Origin of the sequence: Actinokineospora guangxiensis, assembly GCF_042657845.1 — a bacterium.
GTDB classification, from domain to species: Bacteria; Actinomycetota; Actinomycetes; order Mycobacteriales; family Pseudonocardiaceae; genus Actinokineospora; species Actinokineospora guangxiensis.
Genome location: NZ_JBHSKF010000011.1, coordinates 33,226 through 48,520, shown reverse-complemented (window position 1 = coordinate 48,520; position 15,295 = coordinate 33,226). Strand labels below are relative to the sequence as shown.

Genomic DNA, 15,295 nt, shown 5'->3' with positions numbered 1-15,295 from the left:
TCGGTCTCGCGCGTGGGTGATCAGTCAGAACCGTTGTGCGCCAACAGGATCGCCCCGCGAAGGGCGATCTCCATGGTCAGGCGCTCGGCGGGGTCGTCCAAGCGGTCGCCGAGCAGCTCCTCCAGCTGGTGCATGCGGTAGCGGACCGTCTGGGGGTGGACGGCGAGGCGGCAGGCGACCTCGTTGACGCCGCCGCGGGTCTCCAGCCAGGCGAGCAGAGTCGCCGTCAGCCGCTCGCGCTGCTTCTGGGTCAGCTCGTCGAAGGGGGCCAGGGCGTCGCGGACGATCTGCGCCAGCAGGTACTCGTCGGCCAGCAGGACCAGGGCGGGCAGGTGGTCCTGGCAGTGCAGCACCGGATCGGCCCGCAGGACACCGCGGTGGACGAGGGCCAGGGCGCGGCGGGCGACCGACAGCGAGTGCGCGGCGCGCTCCAGGGGGACGGCGGGGCCGACAGCGATTCTGCGCTGCGGCAGGCGCTCGGCCAGCGCGTCCGTCCACTCGGCGACGACCAGGCACGGGGTGGTGCTCGTCAGGTCGGCCAGGGCTTCCGGGCCGGGGCGGCCCTCGGTGTCCGACGGCTCGACGGCGACCGCGTGGACCTGCCTGGGCAGCGTCCAGTCGGTCGTCTCGGCCAGCTCGCGGATGGCGTGCGGGGACACCGGGGGATCGGCCAGGAGCATCTTCAGCAGCTGTTTGCGCCTGCGCTCCACCGCGCCGGTCGCGGTGGCCTGGGCGTTGGTGTAGCCGGCGATGGCGACCGCGCACAACTCGTCCACGTAGGCGAAGATCCGGTCGGCGAGGACGAGCATCGTGTCCGTCGGCACGCCGATCTCGGCGCCGATGACCCGCAGCCGCCGCCACGCCGACCGCGCGCCGACGCGCACAGCCGTCTGCAGGGCGTCCATCGTGCGGCCCTGCACGAACTCCAGCCTGCCCGCCTCGCGGAAGGTGGCCTCCCACTTGCCGATGTCCGGGTGGGCGCTGTCGCCGGGGTTCTCCAGGCAGTAGAAGATCGCCGCGCCCGCGTTGCGCACCACGATCACCGTCGGGTCGCGCTCGGGGTCGGGGTCGGGGCGGTAGACCGGGACCGCCGCCTGGATCTCGGCGACGACCTCGCGGACGAGGTCGCCGCTCACCGCCCGGACCCGCTCGTCCAGCACCGGCGGAAGACTGGCGATCACCTGGCGAACCGTGCCGCGCGCCGGTGGCCGGGCGGTGCGGGGACGGGGGAGCCCGTCGGCTCGAACGACCTGACCGGGCACAGCCGCCATAGCGCCACCGCCGTTCTGACAAGTTCCAGCCGCCGACACCGGCCGCCATGGGCCGGATTGCTCAGCCGACGATAAGTTTGTTACCGACGGGTGTCAACGCCGAGTTACACATACCTGCCCAGACCAGCGAGAACGCGCTTCCGTTCGGCTTCCTTGTTCGCCGTGCGCAACTCCTGGGGCAGAACTTGTACGTCCGTGACAAAAGTTGCCGTCCTGCCTGGTGGGCATGTTTCGGCAGGTAGCGAGCTTGATCCAGGGTGACAAGTCTGCGGCTGTGAATTGTTGGAATCGTGCCAAATCAATGGCGATGCGGAATGCGCTTCCGAGTATTGCGGAAAAGTGTTACCGGCGGGTAGTTTCGCGGTTCGGCAATTCGGAGAATGGAAGAGGACCGATGAGCACTCGTGTTGAGCCCAGGCGCGCGCTGGCCGCGGTGGCCGCGGTCGGGGTGACCGGACTCGTCGTCGGCGGGCTCCTGATGACCGCGGGCGCCAGCGCCGCCGAGCCCGTCCAGGTCGACAAGACGCTGACCTTCACCTGCCCGTTCCCGCTGATCGGCAGCCAGAAGCTGAGCGTGCGGATCAGGGCGACGGTGGACGTCCCGGCCGCGGAGGGCGGCGAGATCGTCACCACCGGCTTCACCGCCACCGCGACCGTGCCGGACACCGCGACCCAGGGCCTGACCCTGGTGGGCGCGAAGACGGTCGAGGGCAGCGCGGTCGCGGGCATCACCATGCACAACGCGGGTGCGGCACTGCCGATCGCGATCCCCGGGCTGTCCATCCCGAAGACCGACGTGCCCGCGTCCGGTCCCTTCGACACCGTCGCGAGCGGCTCGGTGCCGACGGCCTTCCCGAAGGCGGGGCCGACCAGCATCGTCGTCGGCGACTTCGCGACCACGCTGACCCCGCGCCGCGCCGACGGCGCGGAGACCGGTCTCGGCACCTTCGAGTCGAAGTGCGCGCTGGACCCGGCGCAGGACACCACGCTGCTCAGCTTCACCGTCGGCGAGCCGACCGACCCCACCACCACGGAACCGACCACCACGGACCCCACCAGCACCGGACCATCCACAACGGACCCGACGACGACGGACCCAACGGCGGGCCCAACCACGGACCCGACCACTGGGCCGACGACGACGACGAACCCGACCACCGAACCCACTACGACAGACCCGACCACCACGACGACGGGACCGCCCGGAGCGGCGATCCCCGTCGACAAGGTCGTCGACTACAAGTGCGTCTTCCCGCTCATCGGCACGCAGCCGCTGAAGGTCCGCATCCAGGCCGATGTCGCGATCCCCGACGCGGTCGGCGGCGATGTCGTCACCACGGGCTTCTCCGCGACCGCCTCGGTCAACGACGCCGCGACCCAGGGTCTGGCGCTGGTCGGCGCGAAGACCGTCGAGGGCGCCGCGGACGCACTCGTCGTCGTGGACAACGCGGGCGCCGGCTTCGACCTGCCCATCCCCGGGCTGGCCATCCCGAGGACCGCCGTGCCCGCGTCGGGCGGCTTCGACACCGTCGCCTCGGGGTCGGTGCCCAGCCACCCGGTGGAGAAGGCGGGCGTCACGGTGATCACCGTCGGCGACTTCAGCACCACGCTGACCCCGCGCGACGCCGCGGGCAACGAGACCGGCCTGAAGACCTTCACCGCCGACTGCGTCCTCGACCCCGGCCAGGACCTCGAACTCCTCCGCTTCGAGCTGGGCGGTGGCGGTCCCACCACAACCACCACGACCACGCCGACGAGCACAGCCCCAACCACGACCACGCCGACGACCACAACCGCAACCCCGACCACTACGACCAAGCCGACCACCACCACCCCGACGACAACTCGCCCGACTGCAACCACCACCACCACCACCGCCGCCACCACCACCGAGCCGACGGCCACCACGACCGCCACGACCGGTGAGCCGACCGTGACGACGACCGACGACCCGTGGCCGCCCACCCCGCCGACGACCCTGCCGGCCGGTGGGCCGCCCCCTCCCGGCGGCGGCTTGGCCGAGACCGGCGCGTCGATCGCCCTGCCCATCGGCATCGGCGCCACCCTGGTCAGCGCGGGTATCGCCATGCTGCTGATGCAGCGCAAGCGCGCGCGGGGCTGACCGCTTCACTGACGACAAATCCGCGGGAATCATCCCGCGGATTTGTCATATCTTCACGAATTCCAGCGCCCGACAAACTGGTAGCGTCATTTCGGTCAACTGTTCTCCCGGCTGGGTGCGTATTCCCCGGCGCAATGGAGGTAATCACGGTGTCGACCATGAATTCCCGACTGCGCGGGCTCGCCGCCGCGCTGGCGGCCGCCGTCGCCGCGACCCTGGTGGGCGTGCCGACGGGACAGGCGCACCCCGCGCCCAGCGAGGACTCCTTCTACGTGCCGCCCTCCCCGCTGCCCGAAGGCAGGCCGGGCGACGTCATCCGCAGCCGTCCCGCCGCCGCGGCCGCCGTCGCCGACCGGGGTGTCACGGCGTGGCAGGTCATGTACCGCTCGACCGACGCCCTCGACCGCCCCATGGCGGTCGTCGGCACCGTCCTGGTGCCCCGCGGCGTCGACCCGAAGACCGCGCCCGTGGTGAGCCTGGCCGCGGGCACCCACGGTCCCGGCTTCGGTTGCCGGGTCTCGCACATGTCCGAGATCGGCGCGTTCTACGAGCAGCCCGCCGCCAACGAGATGCTGGACCAGGGCTGGATCGTCGTCATGACCGACTACGAGGGCTACCAGCCGCAGCCGAGGACGACTTACATCACCGGTCGCTCCGAAGGGCACGCCGTGCTCGACCTCGTGCGCGCGGCGGGGCGCATGCCGCAGGTCGGCGCGCTCGCGCCCACAGTGCTGCTTCGCGGCTATTCCCAGGGCGGCGGCGCGGCGCTGTGGGCGGCCGAGTTGGCGCCCGCCTACGCCCCCGAGCTGAACCTGGTCGGCGTGGTCGCGGGCGGTGTCCCGGCCGACCTGGTCCAGGTCACGCTGTTCCTGGAGGGCCGATTCGGATTCGGTTTCCTGCTCTACGCGCTTCACGGGCTCGACAACGCCTATGCCGAACTCGATCTGGAAAACTACCTCAATGACGCCGGACGCCAAGCGATAGCCGAGATGAAGGCTGGCGACTGCACGGTCGAACTGCTCGTCAAGTACCGGGGCAAACGGCTCAACGAGTACCTGACCAGCAGTCCCGTTCTCACGGAGGCGTGGCTGGCCAGGGTCGGACAGAACAAGCTGGGCGCCGGGACCATCGGCGTCCCGGTTCTGCAGTACCACGGCACCCAGGACGACGTCGTGGATTATCGCCAGGCCAAGAAGTTGGGCGCCGACTATTGCGCGAAAGGTGTCAAGCTCACCTGGCGGGAATTGCCGAAGGACCACATAGGCATGATCTTCCACGGCAACCGCGACGCGCTCGCGTTCCTCAAGGACCGGGTCGCGGGTGTTCCCGCCACCTCGAACTGCGCCTAGTGTGAGCTGCTGAACTTCGCCTTATTGCTCACCTCGCCACAAGAGCGCGTCAGCTACTCGTGGCGGCGCGCCGATATTCGCCGGCCGCGCTTGACGGTGCCGTCTGGCCAGTTCTAACTTCGGCCAACAGCCTGGGGAAAACGTTCGGAGGAATGGCGTGCCAATAGCCGGGAGAATGGTATTGGTCACCGGGGCGGGCGCCGGGATCGGCGCGGCGCTGGCGGTCGCGGCCGCCGAAGCGGGCGCGGCGGCCGTGGTGGCCGTGGACGTCGACGGCCCGGCCGCCGAGGCCACCGCGGCCCAAGTGCGGGACGCGGGCGTCGCGGCGGTCGCCGCGCACACCGACGTCACCGACGCGGCGGCCGTCCGCTCCCTCGTCACCGCCGCCCGCGCCCAGCACGGCCCGCTGGGCGCGGTGTTCTCCAACGCGGGCGCGGCCGTTGGCATGGGCCTGCACGCCCCCGGGGCCCTGTGGGACAAGGCGTGGGCGGTCAACGTCCGCGCCCACGTCACCCTCGCCCAGGCCGCGCTGCCCGTGATGGCCCGCGACGGCGGCGGACACCTCATGATCACTGCATCGGCGGCGGGGCTGCTCGGCCTGCCCGGCGACGCGCCGTACGCCGTCACCAAAGCCGCCGCCGTGGCGCTCGCCGAGTGGCTGGCCAGGGACGCCGCCCCGCACGGCATCAGGGTCAGCGCGCTGTGCCCGCTCGGCGTGCGCACCGGTCTGCTGATGCCCGCGGTCGAGGCGGGGCACCCGGCCGGGCTCGCGGTCGCGGGCATGGGCCCGATCCTCGACCCGGCCGAGGTCGCCGCCGCCGCCCTCGCGGGCCTGGCCGAGGACCGCTTCCTCGTCCTGCCGCACCCGGAGGTCGGCCCGCTGTACGCGGCCAAGGCCGCCGACCCCGAGGCCTGGCTCGCCACGGACCCCGCCGCCGCCCGGCGCTGACCCCGCGCCGACCCCACCCGCTGACGACCGGAGGACCCATGCCCACACGCGACGAGCGGCCCGAGTACGTGCTCGGCATCGGCCCGGCCGGGCAGAGCTGCGCCCGGCTGTGCGCCGCGGTCGCCGCCGTCGGCGGGCTGGGCGTGCTCGACCTCGGCGCGGGCGGCAGGCGGGCCCGCGCCGCCCTGGCCGCGACCGCGCGCGCGGCCACCTCGGCAGACCGTCGCTTCGGTCTGCGCGTGCCGCACAACTGCGCGCTGTCCTTCGCCGAAGTCGCCGAGGTCCTCGGCGGCGCGGCCGACCGCGTCGACGTGGTCGTGCTGGACTGGGACTCCCCGTGGGGCATCGCCGATGTGCCCGACCGCTCCTTCGTCCTGGTCGAGGTCACCTCGCCCGCCGAGGCCGTGGCAGCGGGGGAGCGCGGAGCCGACGGTGTCCTGGCCCGCGGGGCCGAATCCGGCGGACGGGTGTCGGAGACCGGCGCTTTCGTGCTGCTGCAGCAGATCATCGCGGCCACCCCGCTGCCGGTGTGGCTGGCGGGCGGCATCGGCCAGGACACCGCGGCGGCCGCGATCGTCGGCGGCGCGGCGGGCGTCGTGCTCGACACCCAGCTGGCGCTGCTGTCCGACACCGACATCCCCGACGACCTCGCCGCGGCCATCGCCGCCGGCGACGGCACCGACACCACCGTGGTCGCCGGGCGGCGCGTCCTGCCCGGCGGCGAACCGGTGGGCCAGGACGCGTTCCTGGCCGCGGAGTTCCGCCGCCGCTTCGGCTCGGCCGCCCGCGCCGTGCGCGCCGTGCTGACCGCGATCGGCGCGGCCGTGCACTCGACCCGCCCGCCCGTGCTCGGCCCCGGCTCGGCGCTGGCGACCGCGCTGGGCGTGCGGTACCCGATCGCCCAGGGCCCGATGACCCGCGTCAGCGACACCGCCGCGTTCGCCGACGCCGTCGCCGATGGCGGCGCGCTGCCGTTCCTCGCGCTGGCGCTCAACCCCGCCGAGCGCACCCGCGAGATGCTGACCGCCACCGCCGCCCTGCTCGGCGAGCGGCCGTGGGGCGTGGGCCTGCTCGGCTTCGCCCCGCCGGAGCTGCGCGCCGCCCAGGTCGCCGAGGTGCTGGCCGCCCGGCCGCCCGTCGCGCTGATCGCCGGCGGCCGCCCCGACCAGGCGCGCGAGCTGGAAGCCGCGGGCATCACGACCTTCCTGCACGTGCCGTCGCCGGGCCTGCTGCGGCAGTTCCTCGACGCGGGTGCGCGCCGGTTCGTCTTCGAGGGCAGCGAGTGCGGCGGGCACGTCGGGCCGCGCACCAGCTTCACCCTCTGGCAGGCCCAGCTCGACGTGCTCCGCGACTGCCCGCAGGCGGCCGAGGTGCAGCTGCTGTTCGCCGGCGGCGTGCACGACGCGCGCTCGGCGGCGATGGTCGCCGCGCTGGCCGGACCGCTGGCCGACCGCGGCGCCGCGGTCGGGGTGCTCATGGGCACCGCGTACCTGTTCACCGAGGAGGCGGTCGCGCACGGCGCGATCACCGACACGTTCCAGCGGCAGGTGCTCGACGCCGAGGGCACCGAGCTGCTGCGCACCGCGCCCGGCCACGCGACGCGCTGCGTCGCCAGCCCGTTCACCGGGTTCTTCGCCGAGACCGCCGCGCGGCTGCGCGCCGAGGGCGTGCCCGAGCGCGAGGCGTGGGCGCGGCTGGAAGAGCTGAACGCCGGGCGGCTGCGGGTCGCCAGCAAGGGGCTGCGCCGCGAGGGCGGCGCGCTCGTGGCCGTCGACGCCGACGGCAGGCTCGCCGAGGGCATGTTCATGGCCGGGCAGGTCTCGGCGCTGCGCTCGGCCGTCACCACCGTCGCCTGCCTGCACAGCGAGATCGGCGACGGCGCGGACGCGCACCTGCGCGAGCGGGCCGCACGGGTGCGCGACGACCTGCCGCGCACCCGGCCGCCGCGCCCGGAGCCCGAGCCCGCCGACATCGCCGTGGTCGGCATGGCCTGCGTGTACCCGGGAGCGCCCGACCTCGCCGCGTTCTGGGCCGCTGTCGTCGGCAACCGCGACAGCGTGACCGAGGTGCCAGCGACCCGCTGGGACACCGGGGTCTACTTCGGCGACGGCGGCGGCAAGACCAGCTCCAAGTGGGGCGGCTTCCTCGACCCGGTCCCGTTCGACCCGCTGCGCTACGGCATCCCGCCCGCCGCGCTCGGCGCGATCGAGCCGGTGCAGCTGCTCGCCCTGGAGATGGCCCGGCGCGCGCTGGAGGACGCGGGCTACGGCGACGGCGGATTCGACCGCGAGCGCGCGGGCGTCATCTTCGGCGCCGAGGCGGGCAGCGACCTGGCCAAGGCCGAGGACCTGCGGATGCTCCTGCCCGGCTACACCTCCTCGGTGCCCGAGGAGCTGCTGGCGCAGCTGCCCGCGCTGACCGGCGACAGCTTCCCCGGCAGGCTGGTCAACATCATCTCCGGGCGGGTGGCGAACCGGCTGGACCTCGGCGGCGCGAACTACGTCGTGGACGCCGCGTGCGGGTCGTCGCTGGCCGCGGTCGATGCCGCGTGCAAGGAGCTGGAGAGCGGCGGCGCGGACCTGATGCTCGCAGGCGGCGCCGACCTGCACAACGCGATCGGCGACTTCCTGCTGTTCTCCTCGGTCGGGGCGCTGTCGCCGACCGGCCGGTGCCGCACCTTCGACGGCACGGCCGACGGCATCGCGCTCGGCGAGGGCGTGGGCTGCGTCGTGCTCAAGCGCCTGGCCGACGCCGAGCACGACGGGGACCGGGTCTACGCGGTCATCAAGGGCGTCGGAGCGGGCAGCGACGGCCGTGCGCTCGGCCTCACCGCGCCGCGCGAGGACGGCCAGCGGCGGGCCCTGGAGCGCGCCTACGCCAGGGCCGGGATGTCGCCGTCGGAGGTCGGCCTGGTGGAGGCGCACGGCACCGGCACGGTGCTGGGCGACCGCACCGAGCTGACCACGCTGACCGAGGTGTTCTCGGCGGCGGGGGCCGCGCCGGGGTCGGTCGTGCTGGGGTCGGTGAAGTCGCAGATCGGGCACACCAAGTGCGCGGCCGGGCTGGCCGGGCTGATCAAGGCGGCCATGGCCGTGCACACCGGCGTCCGCCCGCCGACGCTGCACCTGTCGACGCCGAACCCGGCCTGGGAGGCGGCGTCGAGCCCGTTCGCCTTCCGCTCATCGGCGGCGCCGTGGCCCGGGGAGGCCGCGGCGCGGGTCGCGGCGGTCAGCGCGTTCGGCTTCGGCGGCACCAACTTCCACCTGGTGCTCAGCGGGCACTCCTCGGCTCGGCGCGGGCTCGCCGAGTGGCCCGCCGAGCTGTTCGTCTTCCGCGGGGAGACCGAGGCCGCCGCGACCGCGGCCATGCGTTCGGCGCTCGACCTCGCCGGGGCGGTCCCGCTGCGCGACGTGGCGCGCACGGTGGCCCTGCGCGGCGAGCGCGACCCGGCCCCGGTGCGCGTCGCGGTCGTCGCCTCCGATGTGGACTCCCTGGCTGGGCTGCTGCGGCGCGCGCTGGCAGGGGAGTCCGACCCGGGGGCAGGGCTGTACCGGGCCTCTGGCGAGCCGGGCAAGCTCGCGGTGCTGTTCCCCGGGCAGGGCAGCCAGCGGCCGGGGATGCTCGCCGAGCTGTTCGTCGCCCTGCCCGAGCTGCTCGGGGCCGTGGACAGCGCGGTGCTGGCGGCGCTGTTCCCGCCCGACGCCTTCACCGACGACGACGCGCGCTCAGCCGGTGAGCGGCTGCGCGACACCAGGATGGCCCAGCCCGCCCTGGGCGTCACCGGCCTCGCCGTGCACGAGGTGCTGACCCGCCTCGGCGTCCGGCCCGACATGTACGGCGGCCACAGCTACGGCGAACTCGTGGCGCTGGCCGCCGCGGGTGCCATCGACCCGGCCGACCTGCTGCCGCTGAGCGCCGCCCGCGCCGCCGCGATCCTCGCCGCCGCGGGCGAGGATCCCGGCGCGATGGCCGCCGTGTCCGGCGACTACGCCGCGGTCCAGGCGGTGCTGGCCGAGTCGATGCTGGCGGGCCGGGTCGTCGTGGCCAACCACAACGCGCCGTCGCAGGTGGTCCTGTCGGGTCCGACGGCGCTGCTCGGCGAGGCCGTCGCCGCGCTGCGGGCGGCGGGGCTGCCGGTGCGCGAACTGCCGGTGGCGTGCGCCTTCCACAGCCCGGTCGTCGCCTCGGCCGCGACGGCCTTCGCCGACGAGCTGGCCGTGCGCCGCGTCGACCCGCCGCGGGTCCCCGTGTGGGCCAACCGCACCGCCCGGCCTTATGTGTCCGATGTGGATGGAGTGCGGGCCGAGCTGGCCGCCCAGGTCGCCGCGCCCGTGTTGTTCGCCGCGCAGATCGAGAACATGTACGCCGACGGCGCCAGGGTGTTCCTGGAGGCGGGGCCGGGCCGGGTGCTGTCCACCTTGGTCACCGCCGTCCTCGGCGGACGCCCGCACACCGTCGTCCCGTGCGAGCCCTCTGGCACGACGGGCCTGACCGGCCTGCTGCACGCGGTCGCCGCCCTCGCGGTGACCGGCCACCGGGTGCGCACGTCCTGGCTGACGGCGGGCCGTGCGACGGAGGTGACCGCCCCGCCCGAGCGCGCGGGCTGGACCGTCGACGGCCACCTGGTCCGCACCGCCGACGGCCACCCCGTGGCAGGCGGTCTCACCCCCGCCCGCCGCACAGCCGCGTTCAGCGCGCCCGACCGCGACATCCCCCACCGCGACATCCCCCACCGCGACATTCCCCACCGCGACATTCCCCACCGCGACATCATGGTCACCGACTTCCTCCGCTCCACGAGGGAACTCGTCGCCGCCCAGCGCGACGTCCTCCTCGGCTACCTCGGAGCGCCCGATCCCGTCCCGGCGGCACCGGCACCGGCACCGGTGCCGGTGCCGCCGGGGCGTCCCACCGCCGAAGCGCTCGTCTCCCCGGCCGATGGCCCGCTCCCCGGCGGGGCGCCCGGACCGGAGGCCGTCGGCGCGGACGTCGCGGGCGTGGTGGTCGCCGTGATCGCCGAGCGGACGGGATATCCGGTCGCGATGGTCGAGCCGGACCTGGACCTGGAGGCCGATCTCAGCATCGACTCGATCAAGCGCACCGAGATCGTCGGTGAGCTGGTGTCCCGGCTGGGCTCCGGGGTGCCGGTGGACGACCTGGTGCAGGCCCGCACCGCCACCGCGCTGGTCGGCCTGCTCGACGAGGGCGCACCTCTGGCGCAGGCAGCCCCCGTCGAGCCGCGGCGGAGCCCCGCCGAGGCCCGGCCGGGCCTCGTCCCGACCAGGCAGGGCGTGGTCCCGACCCGGCAGGTGCCCGTCCCCATGCCCGCCCCCGCAGCGCCGGACGACGACCCCGCCGCCCTCTTCGGCGCCACCGTCCTGCTGACCGGCGGCACGCCGAGCGCCACCGACGCGGTCGCGGACCTGCTCTCGGCGCACGGCGCGCTCGCCATCCCGCTGCCGTCGGCCACCGGCCTGCCCGACTGGGTCGAGCGGGTCGACGGCCTGGTGTGCCTGCCGGGCGAGAGCCCCTTCCTCCCCGGCGGCTTCGCGCTCGTCCGCTCGGTGCTCGCCCGCAGGCCGCGCTGGCTGATCGCGGTGGACGAGGCCGCCACGGCCGCCGGACTCGCCGGGTTCCTGCGGACCGTGCGCCGCGAGCACCCGGAGACGACGGCGCGTCTGGTGGAGCTGACCGCCGTCCCCGACGACGACGCCCTGGCCGCCCTCGTCCTCGAAGAGCTGGTCGACACCGGCCCCGAGCCGGTCGTCACCCGGGGCGCGGCCCGCACCGCGCCCGTCCTCGAAGCCGCCCCGCTCACCGGCCGCGCCGACCCCGATCCTGGCCTCGGCCTCGGCCCCGACAGCGTCGTGCTGCTCGTCGGCGGCGCGCGCGGGATCACCGCCCGGGTGGCGGTCGCGCTCGCCGCCGAGGGCGGCAGGCTCGAACTCGCCGGGCGCACGCCGCCTCCCGACGAGCCGGAGGACCCCGCCACCGCCGCGGCCACCGACCTCGCCGCCCTGCGCGGCGTCCTGGCCCGGCGCGGCGGCGCGCCCGCCGAGGTCGACCGGGCCGCCAGGGTCCTGCTCGCGGGCCGCGAGGTCGCGGCGACGCTCAGCGAGATCCGCGCGGCGGGCGCGCGCGCCGCGCACCGCCGGGTGGACGTCGCCGACCCGCACGCCGTGCGGCGGCTGGTCAAGCAGGTGCACTCCGAGCACGGCCGCATCGACGGCGTCGTGTTCGCCGCCGGGGTGATCGAGGACCGGCTGATCGCCGACAAGGACCCCGAGTCCTTCCACCGCGTCTACGCCACCAAGGTCGACGGGATGGCCGCACTGCTCGGCGCTCTGGACGACGCCGCCGTCGCCCCGCGCTTCGTCGTCGCCTTCGGCAGCATCGCCGCCCTGCTCGGCAACCGCGGCCAGTCCGACTACGCCGCGGCCAACTCGGCCATCGACACCATGACGGCCCGCTGGTCCGAGCGCACCGGGAACCGTGCGCTGACTGTCCACTGGGGACCGTGGGCGCCGAGCGCGGGCGGCATGGTCACCCCCGAGCTGGGCCGCCACTACGCCGAGCGCGGCATCGACCTGATCGACCCGGCCGCCGGCGTCGCCGCCCTGCTGGCCGAACTCGCCGCGGGCGAGAGCACCTCGGTCCTCTACGCGGGCGGTGGCTGGTGACCGACGTCCTGCGGCTGGCCGCCCCCACCCCCGACGCGCTGCTGGCCCGGCTCGACGCCGACCGGCGCGGGCCCGTCGGCGCGGGCCCCGCCAGGATCGCCGTCGCCGAGCCGACCGACGAGCGGATCGGGCTCGCCCGGCGCGTCGTGGCCGGTGGCCGGCCGTGGCGCGGCAGACGCGACATCTGGTTCGCCCCGCGCGGCGAGCCCGCCCCGGTCGCGTTCCTGTTCCCGGGGCTGGAGGCCGACTTCGCGCCGCGGGTCGCCGATGTCGCGGCCTGGCTGGGGCGGTCGGCCCCGGACACCGACACCACCACCCTCGGCAGGCACGGGGCCGCGGTGATCAGCGTCGGCATGCTGCTCGACGCCGCGCTGCGCAGGCTCGGGGTCGTCCCGGTCGCCGTGGCCGGGCACAGCGTGGGGGAGTGGACGGCGATGATCACCGGCGGGCTGTTCGCCGCCGCCGACTTCGACGCCATGCTCGCCCGCGCCGACCTCGACGCGCTGCGCGTGCCCGGCGTGGAGTTCGCGGTGCTCGGCTGCCCGGTCGAACGGGCGGCCGAGGTGATCGCGCCGTTCCCCGATGTCGTCGTCTCGCACGAGAACTCCGCCAACCAGACCGTGGTGTGCGGGCCCGCCGACGCGGTCGCCGACGTCGTCGCCCTGCTGCGCGCGGGCGCCGTCCTCTGCCAGGTGATGCCGTTCCGCTCCGGCTTCCACACCCCGATGCTGGGGCCCTACCTCGACCAGTTCCGCGAGCACGGCGTGCCGAGCCTGCCGCTGCACCCGCCCGAGGTCCCCGTCTGGTCGGCCACCACGGCCCGCCCGTTCCCCGCCGACCCCGCCGCGACCCGCGCGCTCTGCGTCGCGCACCTGCTGGAGCCGGTGCGCTTCCGGCAGCTCGTCACCGCGCTGCACGCCACCGGCATCCGCTCCTTCGTGCAGATGGGCTCCGGCGGGCTCTCCTCGCTCGTCTCCGACACCCTCCGCGGCGCCGACCACCTCGCCGTGGCCGCCAACAGCCACCGCGTCCCCGGCATGACCCAGCTGCGCCGCGCCGCCGCCGCCCTCTGGGTGGAGGGAGCCGAGCCCGACTTCACCGCCTTCACCCCGCCGATCCGGTGCACCGGGCAGCCGGGCCCACCCGCCGCCGACGGACCCGCCCGGCTCGCCGCCGCCGCCCGTGCCCACCCCGCCCTGGCCGAGCTGGCGCTGCTGCTCCGCGACGTCGAGACCGCGGTGGACGACGTTCTGGCCGCCGTCCACCCCCGCCCGGCGTCGCTTCAGGTGTCCCTCACCGCCATGCCCTGGCTGATCGATCACTGCCTGATCCGCCAGCGCCCCGGCTGGAGCGACCCGGTCGACCTGCGCCCCGTCGTCCCCGCCACCACGGTCCTGCACCTGATGACCCAGGCCGCCGCCCGCCGGGGAACCGTCGCCGTCGGTGTGGAGGACCTCCGCCTGCACCGCTGGCTCGTCGCCGCCCCCGCCGTCGACGTCCCGGTGGACACCCGTGCGCTCGGCCCCGACCGGGTCGCCGTGCGCCTCGGCGAGTACGCCGAAGGCACCGTCGTCCTGGCCCCCGCCTACGACTCCGGCCCCGCCCCCTGGCCCCCCGCATCCGGCGAACGCGCCCCGGCCATCACCGCCGAGCGCCTGTACTTCGAGCGCTGGATGTTCCACGGCCCCAGCTTCCGCGGCGTCACCGCCACCACCGGCGTCGGCCCCCGCTCCGCCCGTGCCGAGATCACCGTCCCGAGCGGCCCCGGCGCGCTGCTGGACAACGTCGGCCAGGTCATCGGGCTGTGGCTGGCCGAGCGGCACCCGCACCGGCCCATCGCGTTCCCGTCGGTGATCGGCGGCGTCCGCTTCCACGCCCCCGAGCCCGCTCCCGGCGACGTCGTGGCCTGCGATCTGCGGATCACCGCGGTGGACGAGCGCCGGATCGCCGCCGAGGCCCAGGTCAGCGCGGGCGGGAAGGTCCTCATCTCGGTGTCTGGGTGGATCGATGCCCGCTTCGACAGCGACGAGCAGACCAGCGCGGTGCACCGCTTCCCCGAGACCTCCACCCTCTCCCGGCGCGACCCGGCGGGCTGGTGGCTGGCCGTGGACCGCTGGACGCTCGCCTCCCGCGAGTTCTACTCGCGCAAGTACCTCGCCACCGCCGAGCGCGCCGAGTTCGAGCGGTGCCCGCCGAGGGCGCGCCGGGACTGGCTGGCCGGGCGGATCGTCGCCAAGGACGCGGTGCGCGGCGAGCTGTGGGACCGCGGCTACGGGCCGCTGTTCCCCGCCGAGCTGCGGGTCCGCGACGGGGAGGCCGGGCTGCTCGCCGTGGAAGGCGTCGACGGGCTGCGGATACCGCCGCTGTCGGTCGCGGTCGCCAGCCGGGCCGGGATCGGCGTCGCGCTGGTGACCGACGCCGCCGAGCGGCCCGCGGTCGCCATCGTCGGCGTCGGCGACGGCGGTCCCGACACCGCCAGAGCCGAAGCCGCCCGCCTGCTCGGCGGGCCGTGCGGCACCGAAGTGGTCCCGGCCGACGGGCCGGACCGGCACCAGCACGCCGTCGCCTGGACGCGGGCCCGGCAGAGCCAGAAGGAGACCGCACCGTGAGCATCATCGACCCCGCCACCCAGCCGCTGACCAGGGACGTGGTCCTGGACGACCTGCGCGGCATGCTCGCCGTCGTCCTCGACCAGTACGGCGCCGACGTCGAGGAACTGGCCGAGATCGGCGAGCACACCCTGTTCCACGACGACCTCGGCCTGGAGAGCATCGATCTGGTGGCTGTCGGCGCGCTGCTGGCCGAGCGCTACGGCGAGCAGGTCAACCTGGCCGCGCACCTGGCCGAGTTCGAGCTGGACGAGGTCATCGGCCTGCGCATCGGGGTGCTGGTGGAGCTGGTCATGGCCAGGACGGGGCACTGAC

Annotated in this window: 7 protein-coding genes; 6 read left to right on the top strand and 1 reads right to left on the bottom strand. The window is 75.0% G+C overall.

Annotated elements, in window-relative coordinates; translation table 11 throughout:
* Positions 1 to 20 precede the first annotated feature (20 nt).
* A complete protein-coding gene (locus tag ACFPM7_RS20410; protein ID WP_378249267.1) occupies positions 21 to 1,181 on the bottom strand; it encodes a PucR family transcriptional regulator in 1,161 nt (386 codons plus the stop codon).
* A 484-nt stretch (positions 1,182 to 1,665) separates the two neighbouring features.
* Here ACFPM7_RS20410 and ACFPM7_RS20405 point away from each other — a divergent pair, with 484 nt between their 5' ends.
* From ACFPM7_RS20405 to ACFPM7_RS20380, 6 genes are all read left to right on the top strand, one after another.
* Positions 1,666 to 3,393 (top strand): DUF6801 domain-containing protein, encoded by a 1,728-nt coding sequence (locus ACFPM7_RS20405; RefSeq protein WP_378249266.1) that lies wholly within the window; start codon positions 1,666 to 1,668, stop codon positions 3,391 to 3,393.
* Between the two features lie 158 nt (positions 3,394 to 3,551).
* Positions 3,552 to 4,742 carry a lipase family protein gene (locus ACFPM7_RS20400; protein WP_378249265.1) on the top strand — a complete coding sequence of 397 codons (1,191 nt, stop codon included), beginning with the start codon at positions 3,552 to 3,554 and terminating at the stop codon, positions 4,740 to 4,742.
* Positions 4,743 to 4,917: 175 nt separating this feature from the next.
* Positions 4,918 to 5,691, top strand: coding sequence for an SDR family oxidoreductase (locus tag ACFPM7_RS20395; protein ID WP_378249264.1), 774 nt, complete (start codon positions 4,918 to 4,920; stop codon positions 5,689 to 5,691).
* Positions 5,692 to 5,729: 38 nt separating this feature from the next.
* The gene (locus ACFPM7_RS20390; RefSeq protein WP_378249263.1) at positions 5,730 to 12,371 is read left to right on the top strand and encodes an SDR family NAD(P)-dependent oxidoreductase; all 6,642 of its coding nucleotides are present in this window, start codon (positions 5,730 to 5,732) and stop codon (positions 12,369 to 12,371) included.
* Complete coding sequence (locus ACFPM7_RS20385) at positions 12,368 to 14,980, top strand: acyltransferase domain-containing protein (protein WP_378249262.1); 2,613 nt, start codon at positions 12,368 to 12,370, stop codon at positions 14,978 to 14,980. The genes ACFPM7_RS20390 and ACFPM7_RS20385 overlap by 4 nt, the downstream gene beginning before the upstream one ends.
* Entirely contained in the window at positions 14,977 to 15,294 is a 318-nt protein-coding gene (locus ACFPM7_RS20380) for a phosphopantetheine-binding protein (protein ID WP_378249261.1), read from the top strand. The genes ACFPM7_RS20385 and ACFPM7_RS20380 overlap by 4 nt, the downstream gene beginning before the upstream one ends.
* The last annotated feature ends 1 nt before the right edge of the window (position 15,295 follow it).